This window comes from Lysobacter sp. 1R34A, from assembly GCF_051217035.1.
Classification (GTDB): Bacteria; Pseudomonadota; Gammaproteobacteria; order Xanthomonadales; family Xanthomonadaceae; genus Lysobacter.
Map to the genome: position 1 here is coordinate 1 of NZ_JBPKJP010000047.1, position 17,015 is coordinate 17,015.

The 17,015-nt window shown below is 68.9% G+C and carries 10 protein-coding genes; 4 read left to right on the forward strand and 6 right to left on the reverse strand.

The window, feature by feature from the left end:
* A partial coding sequence (locus ACSAMQ_RS12140) for a bpX6 domain-containing protein (RefSeq protein ID WP_435395885.1) occupies positions 1 to 2,070 on the forward strand: 2,070 nt, incomplete at its 5' end.
* Between the two features lie 116 nt (positions 2,071 to 2,186).
* On the opposite strand, the gene ACSAMQ_RS12145 is transcribed toward ACSAMQ_RS12140, so the two are convergent.
* Positions 2,187 to 4,202, reverse strand: a complete 2,016-nt coding sequence (locus ACSAMQ_RS12145) for a M13 family metallopeptidase (RefSeq protein ID WP_435395886.1) — start codon at positions 4,200 to 4,202, stop codon at positions 2,187 to 2,189.
* Positions 4,203 to 4,674: 472 nt separating this feature from the next.
* Positions 4,675 to 6,783 (reverse strand): M13 family metallopeptidase, encoded by a 2,109-nt coding sequence (locus ACSAMQ_RS12150; protein WP_435395887.1) that lies wholly within the window; start codon positions 6,781 to 6,783, stop codon positions 4,675 to 4,677.
* Positions 6,784 to 7,124: 341 nt separating this feature from the next.
* On the opposite strand from ACSAMQ_RS12150, the gene ACSAMQ_RS12155 reads away from it, so the two are divergent.
* Complete coding sequence (locus tag ACSAMQ_RS12155) at positions 7,125 to 8,498, forward strand: MBL fold metallo-hydrolase RNA specificity domain-containing protein (RefSeq protein WP_435395888.1); 1,374 nt, start codon at positions 7,125 to 7,127, stop codon at positions 8,496 to 8,498.
* 253 nt (positions 8,499 to 8,751) lie between these two features.
* On the opposite strand, the gene ACSAMQ_RS12160 is transcribed toward ACSAMQ_RS12155, so the two are convergent.
* The 4 genes from ACSAMQ_RS12160 to ACSAMQ_RS12175 all read right to left on the reverse strand — a co-directional run bounded on the left by ACSAMQ_RS12160 (position 8,752) and on the right by ACSAMQ_RS12175 (position 14,861).
* Positions 8,752 to 11,121, reverse strand: a complete 2,370-nt coding sequence (locus ACSAMQ_RS12160) for a prealbumin-like fold domain-containing protein (protein ID WP_435395889.1) — start codon at positions 11,119 to 11,121, stop codon at positions 8,752 to 8,754.
* Positions 11,122 to 12,461: 1,340 nt separating this feature from the next.
* Positions 12,462 to 13,670 carry a low temperature requirement protein A gene (locus ACSAMQ_RS12165; protein ID WP_435395890.1) on the reverse strand — a complete coding sequence of 403 codons (1,209 nt, stop codon included), beginning with the start codon at positions 13,668 to 13,670 and terminating at the stop codon, positions 12,462 to 12,464.
* Positions 13,671 to 13,698: 28 nt separating this feature from the next.
* A complete protein-coding gene (locus tag ACSAMQ_RS12170) occupies positions 13,699 to 13,971 on the reverse strand; it encodes a hypothetical protein (protein WP_435395891.1) in 273 nt (90 codons plus the stop codon).
* 116 nt (positions 13,972 to 14,087) lie between these two features.
* Positions 14,088 to 14,861 carry an SDR family oxidoreductase gene (locus tag ACSAMQ_RS12175; protein ID WP_435395892.1) on the reverse strand — a complete coding sequence of 258 codons (774 nt, stop codon included), beginning with the start codon at positions 14,859 to 14,861 and terminating at the stop codon, positions 14,088 to 14,090.
* A gap of 112 nt (positions 14,862 to 14,973) precedes the next feature.
* Between ACSAMQ_RS12175 and ACSAMQ_RS12180 the strand changes: the two genes are divergently transcribed.
* Both ACSAMQ_RS12180 and ACSAMQ_RS12185 read left to right on the forward strand, forming a co-directional pair.
* Entirely contained in the window at positions 14,974 to 15,933 is a 960-nt protein-coding gene (locus tag ACSAMQ_RS12180; RefSeq protein ID WP_435395893.1) for a helix-turn-helix domain-containing protein, read from the forward strand.
* Between the two features lie 176 nt (positions 15,934 to 16,109).
* Entirely contained in the window at positions 16,110 to 17,006 is an 897-nt protein-coding gene (locus ACSAMQ_RS12185) for an ABC transporter ATP-binding protein (protein WP_435395894.1), read from the forward strand.
* Positions 17,007 to 17,015 lie beyond the last annotated feature (9 nt).

Consider the following 17,015-nt stretch of genomic DNA (forward strand, 5'->3'; position numbering starts at 1 on the left):
CCGGCGCCGGCGCGCAACGGCGCGCAGATGCGTAACGGCGGTGCCGGCGCGTTGCGCGCGCGCACGGCGCCGCGCGCGCCACAGGCATGGCGGCAGGCGCTGGTGCGTTTCGCGATGGCGAGCCGCGCCTCGAAACTGATCGGCATGCGCCAGGGCGCCTATCTGCGCCGGATGATGGCGCAGTTCGAAAAAGGCGATCTCGGCGAGGCGCTGCGCAATGCCTTGCCGATCGACGGCCGCGGCGACTCGCTGGGCCAGGCCTTCGGCACGCCGGGCCGGCGCGGCGACCTCAGCCTCGGCGGGGAACGCCAGGCCGCCGCGGACATCGGTCTGGGCGACTGCGAGCGCGAGCACCTGCGCAAACTCTATCGCCAGGCCTTCGACAAACTCGACCGCCAGGACTGGGTCGACGAGGCGGTGTTCGTGCTCGCCGAACTGCTCAACGCGCGCCAGGAAGCGCTGGATTATCTGGTCCGCCACCAGCGCCACGCGCAGGCCGCCGAACTCGCGCTGGGCTGGGACATGCCGGCTGAAACCATCATCCGCCTGCTGATGCTGGCCGGCGACAGCGAGCGCGCGGTCCTGGTCGCGCGCCGCGACAACGCCTTCGCCGCGGCGATCGCGATGCTGGAAAAAGACCATCCCGAGCATGCCGGCAGGCTGCGCCGCGAATGGGGCCAAGCCCTGGTCGAGCGGGGGCAGTGGCTGGCTGCGGTCGATGCGGTCTGGCCCGAGCCGGCACTGCGCGAACAGGCCGGGCGCTGGCTGCTCGCGGCCGAAGCGGCCGGCGACGAGTTGTCGGCGCGCGCGCTGGTGCAACGCGCCAGCCTGCTGCCCGACACCATAGAACACTACGCCGAACGCATCGCGACCTTGGCCGACCCGGCCTCGCCGCCATTGCCGCGCGCGGCCCTGGCGGAGGCCTTGCTCGCCGGCCAGGACAAGCGCAGGGACAAGGGCACGGCGGTGCGCCTGTTGGCCACCCGGGTGTTGCCGGCGCTCGCGGCCGACCGGGCCGCCTGCGCGAACGCGCTCGACCGCCCGCAACTGGAGCGGTTGCTGAAGTTGTCCGGCGACCCCTGGTTGCGCGCCGATCTGCCCGCGTGGGACGTGCCGGCGATGGCCGGACGCAAGTTCTGGGAGAGCCGGGACGAGCAGCGCTGGCAGGCGCCTGCGGCCGGGCTCCACCACGCGCACGACGTCGCCGCGATCGGAGAGGGCCGCTATCTCGCCGCGCTCGGCGAGGCCGGCGTCGCGGTGATCGACCGTCACGGCCGCAGCATCCGCCGTTACGCGGTGCCGGCCTACAAGCTGGCGATCGCCGACAGCCTGCAGGTCGCGCTGGCGATCGCGCCGCGCGAGGCGGTGTCGCGCATCGCCCGCCTCGACCTGGCCCATCACGAGATCGCCGACCTGGGGGTGATGCCGATCCAGTTCGCCGCCGATCGCTACGACGGCATCGCCTGGTCGCTGGTGTCGAACGACCGCCTGCTGGTGGTCGACGCGGCGCGGCCGTCGCTGGACGTGTTGTGGAGCGTCAGCGAGCCGAACACCCGGGTGATCGCGGCCGAGTATTTCGCCGCCGACGAGTTGTTCCTGATCCAGGACGCGCGCGGCGCGAGTTGTTGGCATTACCGGTTGCCGCGGCGCGCGTTGCGCTCGCGCGATGCGGTGCCCGAGAGCCTCGAACAACGCCTGCGACTGCACCCGATCACCGGCGCGCAATTGCTGGACGTTTCGGCCGACGAGGACGGCATCGCGCTGGCGTATTCGTGGGCGAGCTACCGGCGCAGCGTCCGCTTGCCGGCGCACGGGCTGGGCAAGCTGCGCGACTGCAGCATCAAGTCGCTCGCCAACGGTTTTCTGGTCGGCCTGTACGGCGAGGAGGCGATGCGCTTCCACCTGGTTCGCTTCAACGACGCCGCCTCGCTCGCGGCGATCGATTGGCCCTACGGCGCGGCGGTGTCGGTGCGGGAGCAGGACGGCCGCCTGCTGCTGTACGACGACCAGGGCCGGGTGTTGGACATCGACACGCAACGCACGCAGGCGCAGGCGCTGTCCTTGTTGTGAGCCCTGCGACGGCCCGCAACGAAAAGCCCGGCTTGCGCCGGGCTTTTCTTCACTGCAGATGCTGATGCCTCGTTGCGATCGCTCGCTCCGATCGACCCGAGTTCAACCCGGGCAGATCAGGGAAACACCTTGATCTGCTGGTCGGGCTTGCGCTGCATCGCGGTGCCGGCCTTGCAGCCGAAGGTCTCGCCGAAGGCGGCCAGGTTCGACAGCGGCACGTTGGTGCGCCACTGGCCCGGGGCGTGGATGCCGGCGGCCGAGCGCTGCGCGGCGACTTCCGGGCTCAGTTGCTGGGCCCACAGCCCGGCCCAGGCGCGGAAGAAGGCCTGGTTGGCGTCCTTGGTCGCCGAGGGCGCGGCGGCGCGGTAGGCCGACCACGCCAGTTCGACACCGGCCTGGTCGGCGACGGCGACTTCGCGGACCTGGTTGCCGTTGACCTTGACCCCGCTCAGGCCCGGATAGGACTCGGCGCTGTACTGCGCGGCGACGCGGCCGGCGAGCGAATCCCAGGCCGAGACTTCGGCCGGGGTCCACCAGTCCCGCACTTCCTGCTTGGCGTTGACGTAGCGGCCGCGGCTGTCGAAGCCGTGGGTCAGTTCGGCGCCGACCAGGGCGCCGTAGGAGCCGTATTGCGCGGCCTCGGGCTTGCTCAGGTCGAGTACCGGCGGTTGCAACATCGCCGCGGTCACGATCAGGCGGTTCTGGGCGATGTCGTAGGCCAGCGACGGCTCCTGCGGCAGCACGTCCCAGCGGCGGTCGGCGTTGCCGCGGCCGATCCGCTTCATTTCCTCGCGGTGGCGCCAGGTCGAGGCGATCAGCATGTTGCTGCCGAAGCTGCCGCGGCCCATCGGCTGCACGGTGTAGTCGAGATCGCGCTTGGGCGTGCCGACTTCGATCTTGAGCTTGCCGAGCTTGGCGCGGGCCTCTTGCTTGACCGCCTCGCTGAAGCGGGTGTCGGCATCGATCGCCTTGCCCACCGCGTCGCGCAACTGGGCGGCGATCTGTTCGGCGCGCGCATCGGTAGCGGCCGGCAGATAACGCGCGGCGTATTCGTGGCCGACCATCGGGCCGGCGGCGAGGGTGATCGCATCGAGCACCGCCTGCTGGCGGGGCGCCGGCGCGGCCTGGCCGCGCAGCACGCGGCCGCGGAACTCGAACTCGGCGTCGCGGAACGGCTTGGCCAGGTACGGCGCCATCGAATCGCCGACGCGCCAGCGCAGGTAGGTCTTCCACTGCTCGGGCTTGAGGCTGCCGAGCAGCTTGTCCAGTTCGGCGAACAGCTGGGGGTTGGCCAGCGAGACGCTGTCGTCGGTGACGCCCTGGGCCTTGAGGAAGGCGCCCAGCTGCAGGTTCTTGTACTGCTTGGCCAGGGTCGCGACCGCGACCGGGGCATAGTTCGCGCGCGGGTCGCGCAGGTCCGGCAGCGACTTGGAGGCGCGGGCGATGCGGGTCTCAAGGTCGATCACGAACAGCGACTCGGCCGCCAGCTTGTCCTTGGAGGTGCCGGTCAGGGTCAGGATCTTCTGTACGTAGTTGTTGTAGTGGCCGAGCAGCTGGCGGGTATCGGCGTCGCTGCGGGTGTAATAGGCCGGGTCGGGCAGGCCGAGGCCGCCCTGGCTGAAGTAGCCGATGTGGCGCTCCAGGTCCTGCAGGTCGATGTCGGCGCCGAAGTTGAAGGCGACCGGGATGCCGACCTGGTGCAGCGCGGCGATCGAGGCCGGGATCTCCTTGGCCTTCTTGATCGCGTTGATGCGGCCCAGCAGCGGGGCGATCGGTTGCGAGCCGTCGCGCTCGACCGCGGCCTCGTCCAGGCCGCTGGCCCAGAAGTCGCCGAGCAGCTTCTGCACGTTGCCCTGCGGCGCGGTCATCGCGCTGTTGAGCAGTTCCAGCTGTTGCTTGCGCGCGTTGGCGGCGAGGGTTTCGAGCGCGGACACCGAGCCGGCGCCGGACAAGGGGTTGCTGCGCAACCAGTCGGCGTTGGCGCTGGCGTAGAAGTCGCTGCAGGCCGATGCGGCGGCGGGCGCCTTGGGCTTGGCGGCGGCTTTTTTCTTGGCGGCATCGGCGGTCGGCGAGGCCAGGCCGGCAATCAGGCTGAGGGCGAGGGCGCAGGCAAGCGGGCGTAGGGTCGACATCGCGTATTCCATCCTGGGGATGCGGGAGTTTAACAACAGCCCCGGTGACGGCGATGAACGGGTTTGGCGGTTGGGGGACGGGCCGAGGCAGGGCCGCCCAGGGGCGATACCGGCCGCAGGCCGGGAGAGGGGACGCCCGCTCTCACCCACCCGTGCCCCGGCCCCAGCGCCTGGCGTTCGCGAACGCGCGAGCCGGTGGCTCGCAAGCATCGCTCGCTTACCCCGGCCCTCTCTCGGCTCCGCACTGCCTTCGGTCGCCGCGAGCGGGCGCTTGGGGAAGAACGGCGAATATCTGAGCTGGAGCGACGCCTGAGCGATCGCCCGCGGATACGCCGCGGCGATGGCCTGCCGGCGTAGACGAAACGCCTCGCGTAGCGGCAAAACAACAAGAACAAAAAACGAAGGCCCGGGGATTCCCGGGCCTTCGTCAGGCGATTCGCGTTGGCGCGGGACTAGGCTCGCGCCGCGGTCCTCACCAGATCACCACCTGCTTGTCGCCCTCGCGGACCATCGGCTGGCCCGGCTTGCACGAGAACGCGGCGGCGAAGGCCGGCAGGTTCGACGGCGCGCCGATCGCGCGGAAGTTGGCCAGGGCGTGCTCGTCGGTCTGCAGACGCACCTTCATTTCCTCGGCGGTGAAATTGCGGCGCCACACCGTCGCCCAGTTGAGGAAGAAGCGCTGATCGCGGGTGAAACCGTCGGTCTTCGGGTCCGGGGTGTCGCCGGCGGCCTTCTTCATCGCGTCGTAGGCGGTGGCCAGGCCGCCGAGGTCGGCGATGTTCTCGCCGAGGGTGTGCTTGCCGTTGACGTGTTGGCCCGGTGCGGCTTCATAAGCGTTGAACTGCTCGATCAGCTTGTCGGTCAGGCCCGAGAAGGCCTTGGTGTCGCTCGGCGCCCACCACACTTCCATGTTGCCGGTCGGCCCGAAGCGCGAACCCTGGTCGTCGTAGCCGTGGGTCATCTCGTGGCCGATCACTGCGCCGATGCCGCCGTAGTTGGTGGCGTCGTCGGCCTTGGGATCGAAGAACGGCGGCTGCAGGATCGCGGCCGGGAACACGATCTCGTTCTGCAGCGGGTTGTAGTAGGCGTTGACCATCTGCGGCGGCATGCCCCATTCGGTCTTGTCGACCGGCTTACCGATCTTGCTGAGGTTCCACTTGTAATTGAACTCGTTGGCCGCCTTGACGTTGGCGTAGTAGCTGTCGCGGCTGGTCGACAGGCCGCTCCAGTCGCGCCACTTGTCCGGGTAGCCGATCTTGGGCGTGAAGCTGGCCCACTTCTCGATCGCCTTCTTCTTGGTGTCGGCGCTCATCCAGGCCAGGTTCTCGATGCGGACCTTGAGCGCTTCGCTGAGGTTCTTGACCAGGATCTGCATGCGCTCCTTGGATTCGGGAGTGAAGGCGACCTTGACGTACAACTGGCCCAGCGCTTCGCCGGCCTGGCCTTCGATGGTGTCGAGGACGCGCTTGCCGCGCTCCTTGAGTTCCTTCTGGCCGCGCAGGGTCTTGCTGTAGAAGTTGAAGTTCTCTTCGACGAAGGCGTCCGACAGGTAGGGCGAGGCGCTGTCGATGGCGTGGAAGCGCAGGTAGGCCTTCCACTGGTCGGCCGGGACTTCGCCGATCATCTTGCTGACTTCCTGGTGGAAGGCCGGCACCGCGAGCGAGAACATCTTCGGCAGGGCCACGCCCTGCGACTCGAAGAACTTGGTCCAGGAGAAGTTCGGCGTCAGCTTGTCGGCGTCGGCCGGGCTGACCGGGTTGTAGTACAGCGAGACGTCGCGCGAGAGCTGTTCGCGCGACTTCGAGACCTTGGCCAGGCGGGTCTCGAACGCGACCACGTCCTTGGCCTGCTTGGCGGCGTCGGCCGCCGGGGTGCCGCCGAGTTCGAGCACCTTGGCGATGTGGGCCTCGTACGCGGCGAGCTTGTCCTTGTGCTTGGCGTCGGAGTAGTACGGCGTATCCGGCAGGCCCAGGCCGCCCTGCGAGGCGTAGGCGATGTTGTTGGCCGAATCCTTGAAGTCGGCTTCGGCGCCGAAGCCGAACAGCGGGTTGTCGCCGGTGGCGGCGGACGCGCGCAGGTACTCGGCGATCTTCTCGGCGCTGTCGAGCGCGTCGATCTTGGCCAGGTCGGCCTTCAGCGGCTCCAGGCCCTGGGCGTTGATCTTGGCCGCGTCCATGCCGGTCGACCACAGGTCGCCGACGATCTTCTCCACGCCGGTGGCCTTGCTGTCGGCCGCGGCCTGTTCGGCGATCTGGCGCTGCACCGCGGTGGAGCGCTCGTCGAGCATCTCGAACGCGCCCCACGAGGTGCGGTCGCCCGGGATGGCGTTTGCGGCGAGCCACTTGCCGTTGACGTATCCGCCGAAGTCTGTGCAGGCGTCCTTGGTGGTGTCCAGGTCGGCGACGACGAAACGGTTGACCGGCGGCAGCTTGCTCTCGTCGAGCTTCAACGCGCTGGTTTCGGCGGGCTTGTCGACCGGGGGCTGCGTGGTCGGGGCAGGGGTTTCCTGCTTGGCGCAGGCGGCCACGACCGTGGCGATGGCGAGGGACAACAGCAGGACTTGCGGTTTTTTGAAGGTCACAGCGGGCTCCAGCCGGAGAGGCGTTGGCGAGATACGAATCGGGAGTGTGGCGGATTTCGGAGCCGCTCGGCTCGGTCTTTCCCGGATCACGGGCGGACGATAGTCCCGTTCCCGGGCCGGGAAGGGTGTCGAAGGTCATGTGGGGTAGCGCGAATCCGTTCAGTTTTGCCCGGTTTGTGCGGCCGCAGCGCCGAGTCCAGCGGTTCGCGCGATCCGCGCCGGACGCGATGCCGGCCGGTCCGCGCCGCCGCGCCGCGATCCGGCCCGGGCGCATCGCGTAGCCGGGCCGGGTCGCATGCTAGCGTGCGGCCTTATCGATCCAGACCGGCGGAGTTCATTGCATGCGAGTCCATTTCCACGGCGCGGCCGGCGAAGTCACTGGTTCCCTGCACGAAGTCGAGGCCGGCGGCCATCGCATCCTGCTCGACTGCGGCATGATCCAGGGCAGTCCCGAAGCCGAACGGCGCAACTTCGATCCCTTCGCGTTCGATGCCGCTGCGCTGGACGCGCTGGTGATCAGCCACGCCCACATCGACCACATCGGCCGCGTGCCCTTGCTGCTGCGGCGCGGTTTTCGCGGGCCGATCTATGCCCAGGCCGCGACCGCCGAATTGATGCGCATCATGCTGCTGGACTCGGCGTCGATCGCCGAGAGCGAAACCGAGCGCGGCAACCGCCGGCGCGCGCAAGGCCAGCCCGAAGCCGTGCCGCTGTACACGCGCGAAGACGTCGAGGCGACCATGCAGCGGGTCGAGCCGATGCCCTACGACAGCCCCCGCAGCATCCTGCCGGGCGTCGAGATCGAGTTCCGCGAGGCCGGCCACATCCTCGGCTCGTCCGCGGTCGAATTGCGCGCCGAGGGCAGGACCCTGGTCTTCTCCGGCGACATCGGGCCGAAGGGCACGCCGATCCTGCGCGACCCCGCGCCGATCGCGCAGGCCGACCTGGTGCTGATGGAATCGACCTACGGCGACCGCCTGCACAAGGACCGCGCCGAAACCATCCTCGAACTCGGCCGCATCCTCGAGCGGGCCTGGAACGACGGCGGCAATGTCCTGATCCCGGCGTTCGCGGTCGGCCGCAGCCAGGAGCTGCTGTACTGGTTCGCCAAGTACTGGGACGAGTGGAACCTGTCGCGCTGGCAGATCTTCCTCGACAGCCCGATGGCGGCCAAGGTGGTCGCGGTCTACGACCGCCACGCCGACCTGTTCGACGAAGACGCCGTGCAGGTGTGGAAGGCCGCCCCGAACCCGTTCCAGCTGCCGAACCTGCGCCTGACCGCGAGCGCCGAGGACTCGATGGCGATCAACCGCATCGAGCGCGGCGCCATCGTCATCGCCGGGTCCGGCATGGCCAACGCCGGCCGCATCCTGCATCACTTCAAGCACAATCTCGGCAAGCCGCAGACCCACGTGGTGTTCGTCGGCTACCAGGCCGAGGGCACGATCGGCCGGCGCCTGGTCGACGGCGCGCAGTGGGTGCGCATCCACGGCAAGGACGTCCGCGCCAACGCCCAGCGCCACACCATCGGCGGGCTGTCGGCGCATACCGACCAGAAGGGCTTGATCGAGTGGTACGGACAGATCGGCGGCCGCCCGCAGCTGGCCCTGGTCCACGGCGAAGACAAGGCGCGCGAAGCGCTGGCCGGCGAGATCGGCGAGCGCTTCGGGATCCAGGTGCAACTGGCCAGGCCGGGGATGACTTTGGAGGTTTGAGCGGCGCGGCCGCTTCGGGCCGACCCGGTTCGATAGCCGGGTATTCCCGGCAGGGGTACCGGAGGATCGCCGGTCGCCGAGTAACCCCGGCTTCCCCGCGCAGCGTGGCGAGGATCGCCGGCAGCGAGCCGGGAGCGATCAGGACCGATGCGCTCTTTCCGGGGCGGCGCGCTAGTGAACAACGCGCAGCCGATCGCGCGGCGCGCGATCGGCGCTTTTGACGGACGGCGGCGGACCTGCGTCCGCCGCGGCCTCACAGCACGGTGCAGGAAAAGCTCAGAGTCGCGACGGTTCCGACCGAGAGCGTGCCCAGGGCCACGCCCGCGCTCAGGTCGCTCATCAGGATCGGGTTCGGTGCGCCCGGGCAGGCGCCGGCCGGCACGCTGCTGCAGCTGACGACATTGCCGGCCGGGCAATTCAGGCCGGCGCCGGGCGTGTCGCGCACCACCGCGCCGGTCACCGATACCGGTCCGTTGTTGGTGACGCGCAGGCTGTATTGGGTGGTCGCGCCGCGCACCAGGGTGTCGTTGGCTTGGTCGCTATCGCCGGCCAAGGGCGTATTGGTCTTGGTGATGACCAGGTCGGCGACTTGGGCGACGTTGGTGAAGGTGCAGACGATGGCGCTGCCCGATGCCGTCGCGGCCGCATCGAGGCTCACGCTGCGGTTCGGCAGGTCGACGCTGGCAGTTCCGCCGGCGCCGAGCCCGCTGCAGGAAATGCCGCCCAGCAAATAGCCGGCCGGCAGCGGCGCTTCGGTCACCGCGGTCGCGGTGCTCGCAGCGGTCAGCAACTGCACCGGGCCGGCCACGCCGGTGCCGGCGGTGACGGTGGTGATGTCGTGGTTGGCGATGCCGTTGCTGCCGCCGAACGAGAAGGTGCCGACGCCGTTCTGGGTGACCTTGACCACCTGCACGGTGGGCAGCCGCGCATTGGTCGCGACGCAGCTGATTTCGCTGAGGTTGGCGTCGGCGGTGTTCGGCGTGGTCGGCGGGCCCACCGGAGCGCTGACCAGGCTGGAGAAGGTGCGGGTGGTGCCCGCCGCGCCGAGCGTGATGGCGCCGCCGGAGCGGTCGGTACAGGCGATGCTCGAGCTGTAGTTGCTCAGGCTGGTGCCGGTGCCGGCGGTCTCGCTGACGGTGATCAGGGTGCCGAACGGCACCGGCACCCAATCGGTGGTGCCGCCGTGGCCGACGTTGGCGACGGTGCCGCTGTTGGTCTGCACCGCGGTCGCCGAGGCCGGAGCCACCGACAGGTTGAACAAGCCCGGGGCGGAGGTCGGCACCAAGGCCTTGGTCAGGCGCACGCGCGGCAACAGGGTGACCGGATAGTCCTCGACCTCGCCGCTGTCGGCCAGGCCGGTCGCACTCTGCACCTGCGCGGCGGTGTAGCCCAGGCGCAGGCGCGCATAGCTCTCGCCGGCGACATAGGTCGCGCCGGTCGGGATCGTCCAGTTCAAGACCACGTTGCCGTTGCCGCTCACCGTGGCGCAGGCGCGCTCGCCGGGGGACTCGAACGTGCCGTTGCGGTTGAAGTCGATCCAGCCGCACAACTGCGGCGTCGCGCCGGGGACCGACTGGAACCCGGCCACCGGCACCGACAGGCTGTAGCTGCCGACGCCGACCGGCGACAAGCTGCCCAGCGCGTCATCGGTATCGCCGGTGGCGGTGTTGCTGGCGCGCGGGCTGGTCGCCGGCGGGGTGGTGATGTAGGCGGTGCCATTCGGAATCGTCAACGGCGCGGTCGGATCGATGCTGAGGCTGGCGCCCAGGGTCAGGCCCGAATTGACGTGGCCGGCCATGCCGTAACTCACCGGCGCGTCGCTGAAGTCTTCGTCGACGGTGATGGTTACCCCATAACCGTCGGCCGTGATGGTGCCGGCGACCGTGGTCGGGTTGCCGAGGCCGATGTTGAAGGCGGCCGAGGTGAAGGTGCCGTTGAGCTGCGCGGTGCCGCAACCCGAAGTCGAGGCCGGGTCGGTACAGGTCACCGAAGGAGTCGTCGAGGAGGCGCGCAAGCGCGTGTTGCCGAGGGCCGTCGATAGGGCGCCGCCGATCACCGTCCAGGTCGCGCCGCCGGTCGCGGTCAGGAAGGTCGTGCTGTTGCCGGCGCTGCCGCCGGTGCCGCCGAGGCGGGCGAAGTGGAAGCGCGGGTTCACTACCGGCCGGCTGAAATTGAAGGTCAGGGTGCCGGCTGCTTCCTGGCCGCCGCTGGCGACGGTGACCGCCGAGTTCGAGGGCGAGGGCGTCAGGAAATTGAAGGTGTTGGAAGTCAGGTTGATGCGCGGGTCGTAGGCGCCCGCCGGATTACCGTCGAACGCGTTCGCGCCGATGCTGGTCGAAGTGGTGCCCGGAGTGCCGCCGTTGGTCACCGCCGTCACCGTCAGCGCCGATGCATAGCTGACGCGGTTCAAGGCGGTGTCGACGGCGCCGTTCTGTTCCGAGGCCGACACCGGCAGGCCGCTCACGGCGACCAGCACGGCCGACCACCAGGCCAGTGTGCGAAGGGCGGTGCCCGGGCGCAGGATCGGCAAGAACCTCGCGCCATCCTGGCCGGCAGCGAAAACGATGGCATGAGCGTGCTCGCCGAGCCGCTGGCGCGGCACGGTGTTTTGCTGACTTCGCATACGATCCCCTGTAGATCATCGCCGACGGCCGGCGCCGGTCGATCGGGCGCTGGCTCTCACCATATATGTGACTCAAGTCACACTGGCCGGCGCAAATTATCCGTAAGGGGCGGCGATGTCAAAGCTTTCGTACGGTCTCTAAGCAAAAAAGCAGTCGATGAGGCCGAGAGGCGGCCGCGACCGCGCCATGGCGGTTTCGGCGCGCGTCGGGTGGTACCCCCTATAGGAGCGGCGTAAGCCGCGACCACGGGACGGATAGAAGCGGCAACGCCGACACTGCTCATCGAAGCCGCATGCCCGTAGCGCCTCCTGTAGGAGCGGCGTGAGCCGCGACCAAGGGACGCGCGCAGGTACCAAGGCCATCATCATTCGCCGAAGCGGCGTGTTATCGCCAGGGTAGGAGCGACGCAAGTCGCGACCGCGCTGTCTCGGTTGCGACGTCACCGGGCATGAGGCGGTGAAGCCACAGCAAGCGCAGAGCTTCCGCCCCCTAAAGGGTGCGGGTAACTTTCTTGTCCAAAGCAACAAAAGAAAGTCACCAAAGAAAAGTGCTTCTCCTTGCAAGGGCACAAGCCCGCGCGATCGCTGCCGACGCAGGCATGCTCCAGACAGGCCATCCATGGCCTGCTTGCGCACGGCCCGCATCCCTGCGGGCCGCCCTCCGGGTCTTCATTTGACCGGCAAAGCGGTGAAGCAGCAAAGCAGATCAAAATCTCGGCAACGGCAACGGCAACGGCAACGGCAACGGCAACGGCGCCGCGTACCGACCACTGTAGGAGCGGCGTGAGCCGCGACCACGCAACCCCGCACCCGCGCCGGCGGCCGCAGATTCGCGGTCGCGGCTTGCGCCGCTCCTACCCCGGCGAAAGCGCGCCGCTTCGATGGGCGGCGTCGGCCTCGTTGGTTCTGCGCGTTCCGTGGTCGCGGCTCACGCCGCTCCTACAGGGGATGGCGTCGCCGCCCTCCGGTTTTGTTGTTTGGCTGTTGCTGTGCGTCGCCACGCACTCGCGAAGGCCAAAGAAGACCCGGAGGGCGGCGCGCAGGGATGCGCGCCGTTTTTCATCGGGACAGGGATGTCCCGTATGAAAAATCACCGCGTATGCATCGATCGTGCGGGCTTGTGATTCAAAATAAAGCACTTTTCTTTGGTTATCTTTCTTTTGTTGCTTTAGACAAAAGAAAGTAACCCGCCGCTTCAGTGGCGGAAGCTTTGGATTTGATCTTGGTCCTGATCTTGATCTTGATCTTGATCGTCCATGAGAGATGCGCCGCAAGACCGCCACAGCGATGTCGCGGCTCGCGCCGCACCTACCCTGCGAAAGCGCCGGCCTCCGCGGCGGTCAATGCGCCGCTGGCGCGACCTCGCGCGATCCGCGCCGCACGGCCATGGTCTCCCACGCCGCGACGATCATCAGGATCGCGCTGGTCGACACGCCGAGAATCAACGGCGACAAATGCAGCGACCCGCTCGCGAACGCCAGCGCGGCCAGCAGCAACAGGCCGGCGCAATGCGAGAACGGCGGAAACGCGCGGGTGTTGGTGACCCATTTGAACCAGGCGCAACCGAGCAGGTACAAGCCCGGCCCGCCGATGATCGCGGCGACGCCGGCGGCGTCGGCATGGTCGGGATGGACCAGCACCAGTTCGTCGGCGACCGCGCACACCACGATGCCGCCGACGATCAGCAGGTGCAGATAGGTATAGGCGTTGCGGGCCTGGCGCGCCTGCCGGGTCTGGTCGGTCTGCTGCAGCATGCGGTGGGTCGCGCGTTCGGCGCCGCTGTCGAAATAGATCCACCACATCGCCACGCTGCCGAGAAACGCGGCGCAGAACGCGGCGACGGTGGTGGGGTTCCAGTCGAGCTTGGCGAAGGTGGCGCCGGTGATCAGGATCGATTCGCCCAGGGCGATGATGATGAACAAGCCGCAGCGCTCGGACAGGTGCGCGCCCTCGACGTCCCAGTCCGACAGCGAGGAGCGGCCGAGGCCGGGCACGGGGAAATAGGTGATCGGGCCCAGGTATTCGATCGCCACCGCGGCCAGCCACCACAGGATCCGCGATTCCGGATCGGCCAGCCCGCCGAGCACCCAGAATACCGCCGAGATCGACATCCAGATCAGGATGCGCAGGAAATTGCGGAAGTTGCCCGGGTTGCGCCCGCCGCGCAGCGCCCACAGCATGAACGCGGTGCGCCCGACCTGCATCGCCGCGAACGCCAGCCCGTAGGCGAGTCCGCGTTCGCCGAAGGCCTGCGGCAGGGACGACGACAGCAGCAGGCCGCCGAACATCAGGGCGAAGATCATCACCCGCACCGGCACCTTGTCCGGGTCGAGCCAATTGGTGACCCAGGAGGTGAAGATCCACAGCCACCACACGCCCAGGAACAGCAGGCCGGTGCGCAGCGCGCCGAGCGCGGTGAGATCTTCGAGCAGAGTGTGGGACAGCTGGGTGATCGCGAACACGAACACCAGGTCGAAGAACAGCTCGCTGAAGCCGACCTTGGCGTGGCCTTCGCGGTTGCGCAGCAGGGTGGTGCGGGCAGGAGTCATGGCGGCGTCTGCGGTTCGGCCGTGCAGCTTAGCCGTGCGAGAGCTTCCACCATAGCAGCAGCGCGACCGCGGCCGGCGCGCCGAACACCAGCAGGAAGATCGGCAGTTCCTCGGCCACGCTGTAACCGGCGCGCGCGACGCCGATCCACAAGTTGATCGCCGCGCCTATGAACCACAGCGGCAGGAACAGTTTGAGCGCGGTCAGCATCGGCCCGGGGCCCGGGCCGCCGAACAGCCGCGCGGCCAGCAGGCATAGCCCCAACAACGCCAGTCCACCGAGTATCACCATCACCGTATGCATCGCGTTCCCCCTGTGAATGCGCCGCGGCCGTTCCCGTACGGCGCAGGGCAGGCATCTTCGGCCCATGGTTGGCGGCGGCGCGTGCAGGCGACGTGCACGCGCCGCGCCGGCATCGCTCAACGGGTGGTGTAGCCGCCGTTGGCGAAGATGGTCTGGCCGGTGATCCACCAGCCGTCGGTGACCAGGAACTTGACCAGCGGGGCGATGTCGCGGATCTCGGTCAGGCCGCTTGCGGTGCGGTTGCTCAGGGCCGCCGCGGTGGCGTGGTAGGCCGCCGACTCCCTGGACTCGGCCGGGTAGAAGAACGGCGTGTCCATCGGCCCCGGGCCGACCGCGTTGACCGAAATCCCGCGCTCGCCGAATTCCTTGGAGGCGGCGCGGGTGAAATGTTCGATCGGCGCCTTGCTGCCCGGGTACACCGCATAGAACGGCGTGTACGCGGCCAGCAGCGAGCTGACGATGGTGCAGACGTTGCCGTCGTCGGCCAACTGCCTGCCGGCCTGCTGGATGAAGAAGAACGCAGCCTTGGCATTGACCGCGAACATGCGGTCGTACTCGTCCTCGGTCACCTCGACCAGCGGCTTCTTGATGACCATGCCGGTGGTGTTGATGGCGATGTCGAGTTTGCCGAAGCGCGCCTTGGCTGCGTCGAACAGCTTTTCGACTTCCTCCGGCCGGGTCAGGTCGCCCTGATGGGCGAAGGCATCGGCGCCGGCGGCGCGCACGGCGGCGACCGTTTCCTCGGCGGCGGCGCGGGTGGCGTCGCTGTTGTAGTGGACGGCGATGCCGGCGGCGCCGCCCTGGGCGAGCTCGCGCGAGATCAGGCCGCCGAGGTTCTTGGCGCCGCCGCCGATGACGAGGGCCTTGCCGTGGAGGGAACGATCGGGCATGGGATGGAACTCCGTTGCGTGGGGGGAGCGCGGCGGGGATGCCGCCGCGGACGTTGACGCGAATGTGATCGGCATCATGTTTAACTCGCCCCACGCCCGTTGCGCTTCCACAATGTCCGAGCCCCTTTCAACATCTCCGCCGGCCGTGGCGGCCGACGCCACCGCCCGCGGCGAAGCGGCCCTGGGCGCGGCCGCGGTGCGCGATTGGCTCGGCGCGCGCCGGCTTGCGTTCAATCGCGAGCTGACTCTGGCGCCCGGCCTGGAATTCGCCTTCGCCTCCGAGAGCATCGCCGAGCCGACCCAGTGGCGCCTGCAGCACGACCGCCACACTCTGATCGTCCATCTCGACGGAGCGATGCGGCGCCTGGACACACGGATCGAGGGCGCCGGGCGGATGCGCCTGCCGCCCGCGGCCGGCGACCTGTGGCTGATCCCCGCCGGCCGGCGCTACCAGGGCGAAGCGCTCGGCGGCGAGATCGCCTACGCCGAGTTCACCATCGATCCGGCCCGCTTCGGCCCCTGCCGCGACGGCGCCGCCGATCTCGCCGCACGCATGAGGCAGCGCGATCCTTTCGTGCACGGCCTGGCCGCGCGCATCGCCGGGCTCAGCGATCAGGGGGACGACCTGGCGGCGATGCTGCGCGAAGCGCTGGGCCAGGCGCTGGGGCTGCATCTGTTGCGCGAGTACGGCGTAACGTCGGGCGGGCCGAGCGGGTCGGCCGCGGCCGCGCAGCGCCTGCAGCCGGCGCAACGGCGACGCATCGAGGACTATATCCAGGCGCATCTGGACCAGCCGATCCGACTGTCCGTGCTCGCCGGACTCGCCGGACTCAGCGTGCACCGGCTGTTGATCGCGTTCCGCGCCGCCTTCGGCGCGACGCCGATCCAGTACGTACTCGGCGAACGCTTGCGCCGGGTGTGTCGGCGCCTGCGCGACAGCGACGAGGATATCGCCACCATCGCACTGGAGGCCGGTTTCGCCAGCCACAGCCATCTGTCGATGGCGTTCAAGAAGCGCTACGGCCTGTCCCCGCGCGACTACCGTCTGCAATCGCGCCAACTGGCCGGTTAGCTGGCTGGCCGACCCGCGCCCGCGTCCGCCGGCCGCGGCCCGCGGCACCGACCCTGCCATCGGTCATGACGACGAAACGCCCATGGGCGTAGGCGCGGCGGCCGCTAGCATCGATCGCGTCGGGAAAGGCCAGGCGATCCGCGCCGCGCCGTCTTCCCTCTGCATGGAACTCATCGATGCTCACCATCCGCGGCCTTACCAAGACCTATGCCAACGGCGTGCGCGCCCTGGACGGCATCTCGCTCGACATCCCGCGAGGCATGTTCGGCCTACTCGGCCCGAACGGCGCCGGCAAGTCCTCGCTGATGCGCACCCTGGCGACCCTGCAGGAGGCCGACGCGGGCAGCGCCACCCTCGAAGGCGCCGACGGCCGCCCGATCGACGTGCTGCGCGACAAGGACACGGTGCGGCGGCAACTGGGCTATCTGCCGCAGGACTTCGGCGTGTACCCGAAGGTCAGCGCCGAGGACCTGCTCGAACATTTCGCCGTGCTCAAGGGCCTGACCCAACGCAAGCAGCGGCGCGAGGTGGTCGACGGCCTGCTGCACCAGGTCAATCTGTGGAACGCGCGCAAGCAGAAGCTCGGCACCTTTTCCGGCGGCATGCGCCAGCGCTTCGGCATCGCCCAGGCCCTGCTCGGCGACCCGCGCCTGGTGATCGTCGACGAGCCCACCGCCGGACTCGACCCCGAGGAGCGCAACCGCTTCCTCAACCTGTTGGCCGAGATCGGCGAGAACGTCGCGGTGATCCTGTCGACCCACATCGTCGAAGACGTGACCGACCTGTGCCCGACCATGGCGATCGTCAACAAGGGCAAGGTCCTGCTGGCCGGCGAGCCGAACGCGGCGATCGCTGCGCTGAGCGCGCAGGTCTGGCGCAAGCAGGTCACCAAGGCCAGCCTGGCCAGCTACGAAACCCGCTACCAGGTGCTGTCGACGCGCCTGGTCGCCGGCCAGCCGGTAATCCATGTGTTCAGTCAGGAGCGGCCGGAGGAGGGCTTCGAACCGGTCGCGCCGGGCCTGGAAGACGTGTATTTCCAGCAACTGCGCCAGAACGCGCGTGTCGCGGCTTGAGCGGGGCGC

What these genes read in the sequence shown, in the direction of transcription:
- ACSAMQ_RS12145 (WP_435395886.1), bottom strand. Translation starts at nt 4,202, where the DNA reads ATGTCGACCCTACGCCCGCTTGCCTGCGCCCTCGCCCTCAGCCTGATT.
- ACSAMQ_RS12155 (WP_435395888.1), top strand. Translation starts at nt 7,125, where the DNA reads ATGCGAGTCCATTTCCACGGCGCGGCCGGCGAAGTCACTGGTTCCCTG.
- ACSAMQ_RS12160 (WP_435395889.1), bottom strand. Translation starts at nt 11,121, where the DNA reads ATGCGAAGTCAGCAAAACACCGTGCCGCGCCAGCGGCTCGGCGAGCAC.
- ACSAMQ_RS12165 (WP_435395890.1), bottom strand. Translation starts at nt 13,670, where the DNA reads ATGACTCCTGCCCGCACCACCCTGCTGCGCAACCGCGAAGGCCACGCC.
- ACSAMQ_RS12170 (WP_435395891.1), bottom strand. Translation starts at nt 13,971, where the DNA reads ATGCATACGGTGATGGTGATACTCGGTGGACTGGCGTTGTTGGGGCTA.
- ACSAMQ_RS12175 (WP_435395892.1), bottom strand. Translation starts at nt 14,861, where the DNA reads ATGCCCGATCGTTCCCTCCACGGCAAGGCCCTCGTCATCGGCGGCGGC.
- ACSAMQ_RS12180 (WP_435395893.1), top strand. Translation starts at nt 14,974, where the DNA reads ATGTCCGAGCCCCTTTCAACATCTCCGCCGGCCGTGGCGGCCGACGCC.
- ACSAMQ_RS12185 (WP_435395894.1), top strand. Translation starts at nt 16,110, where the DNA reads ATGCTCACCATCCGCGGCCTTACCAAGACCTATGCCAACGGCGTGCGC.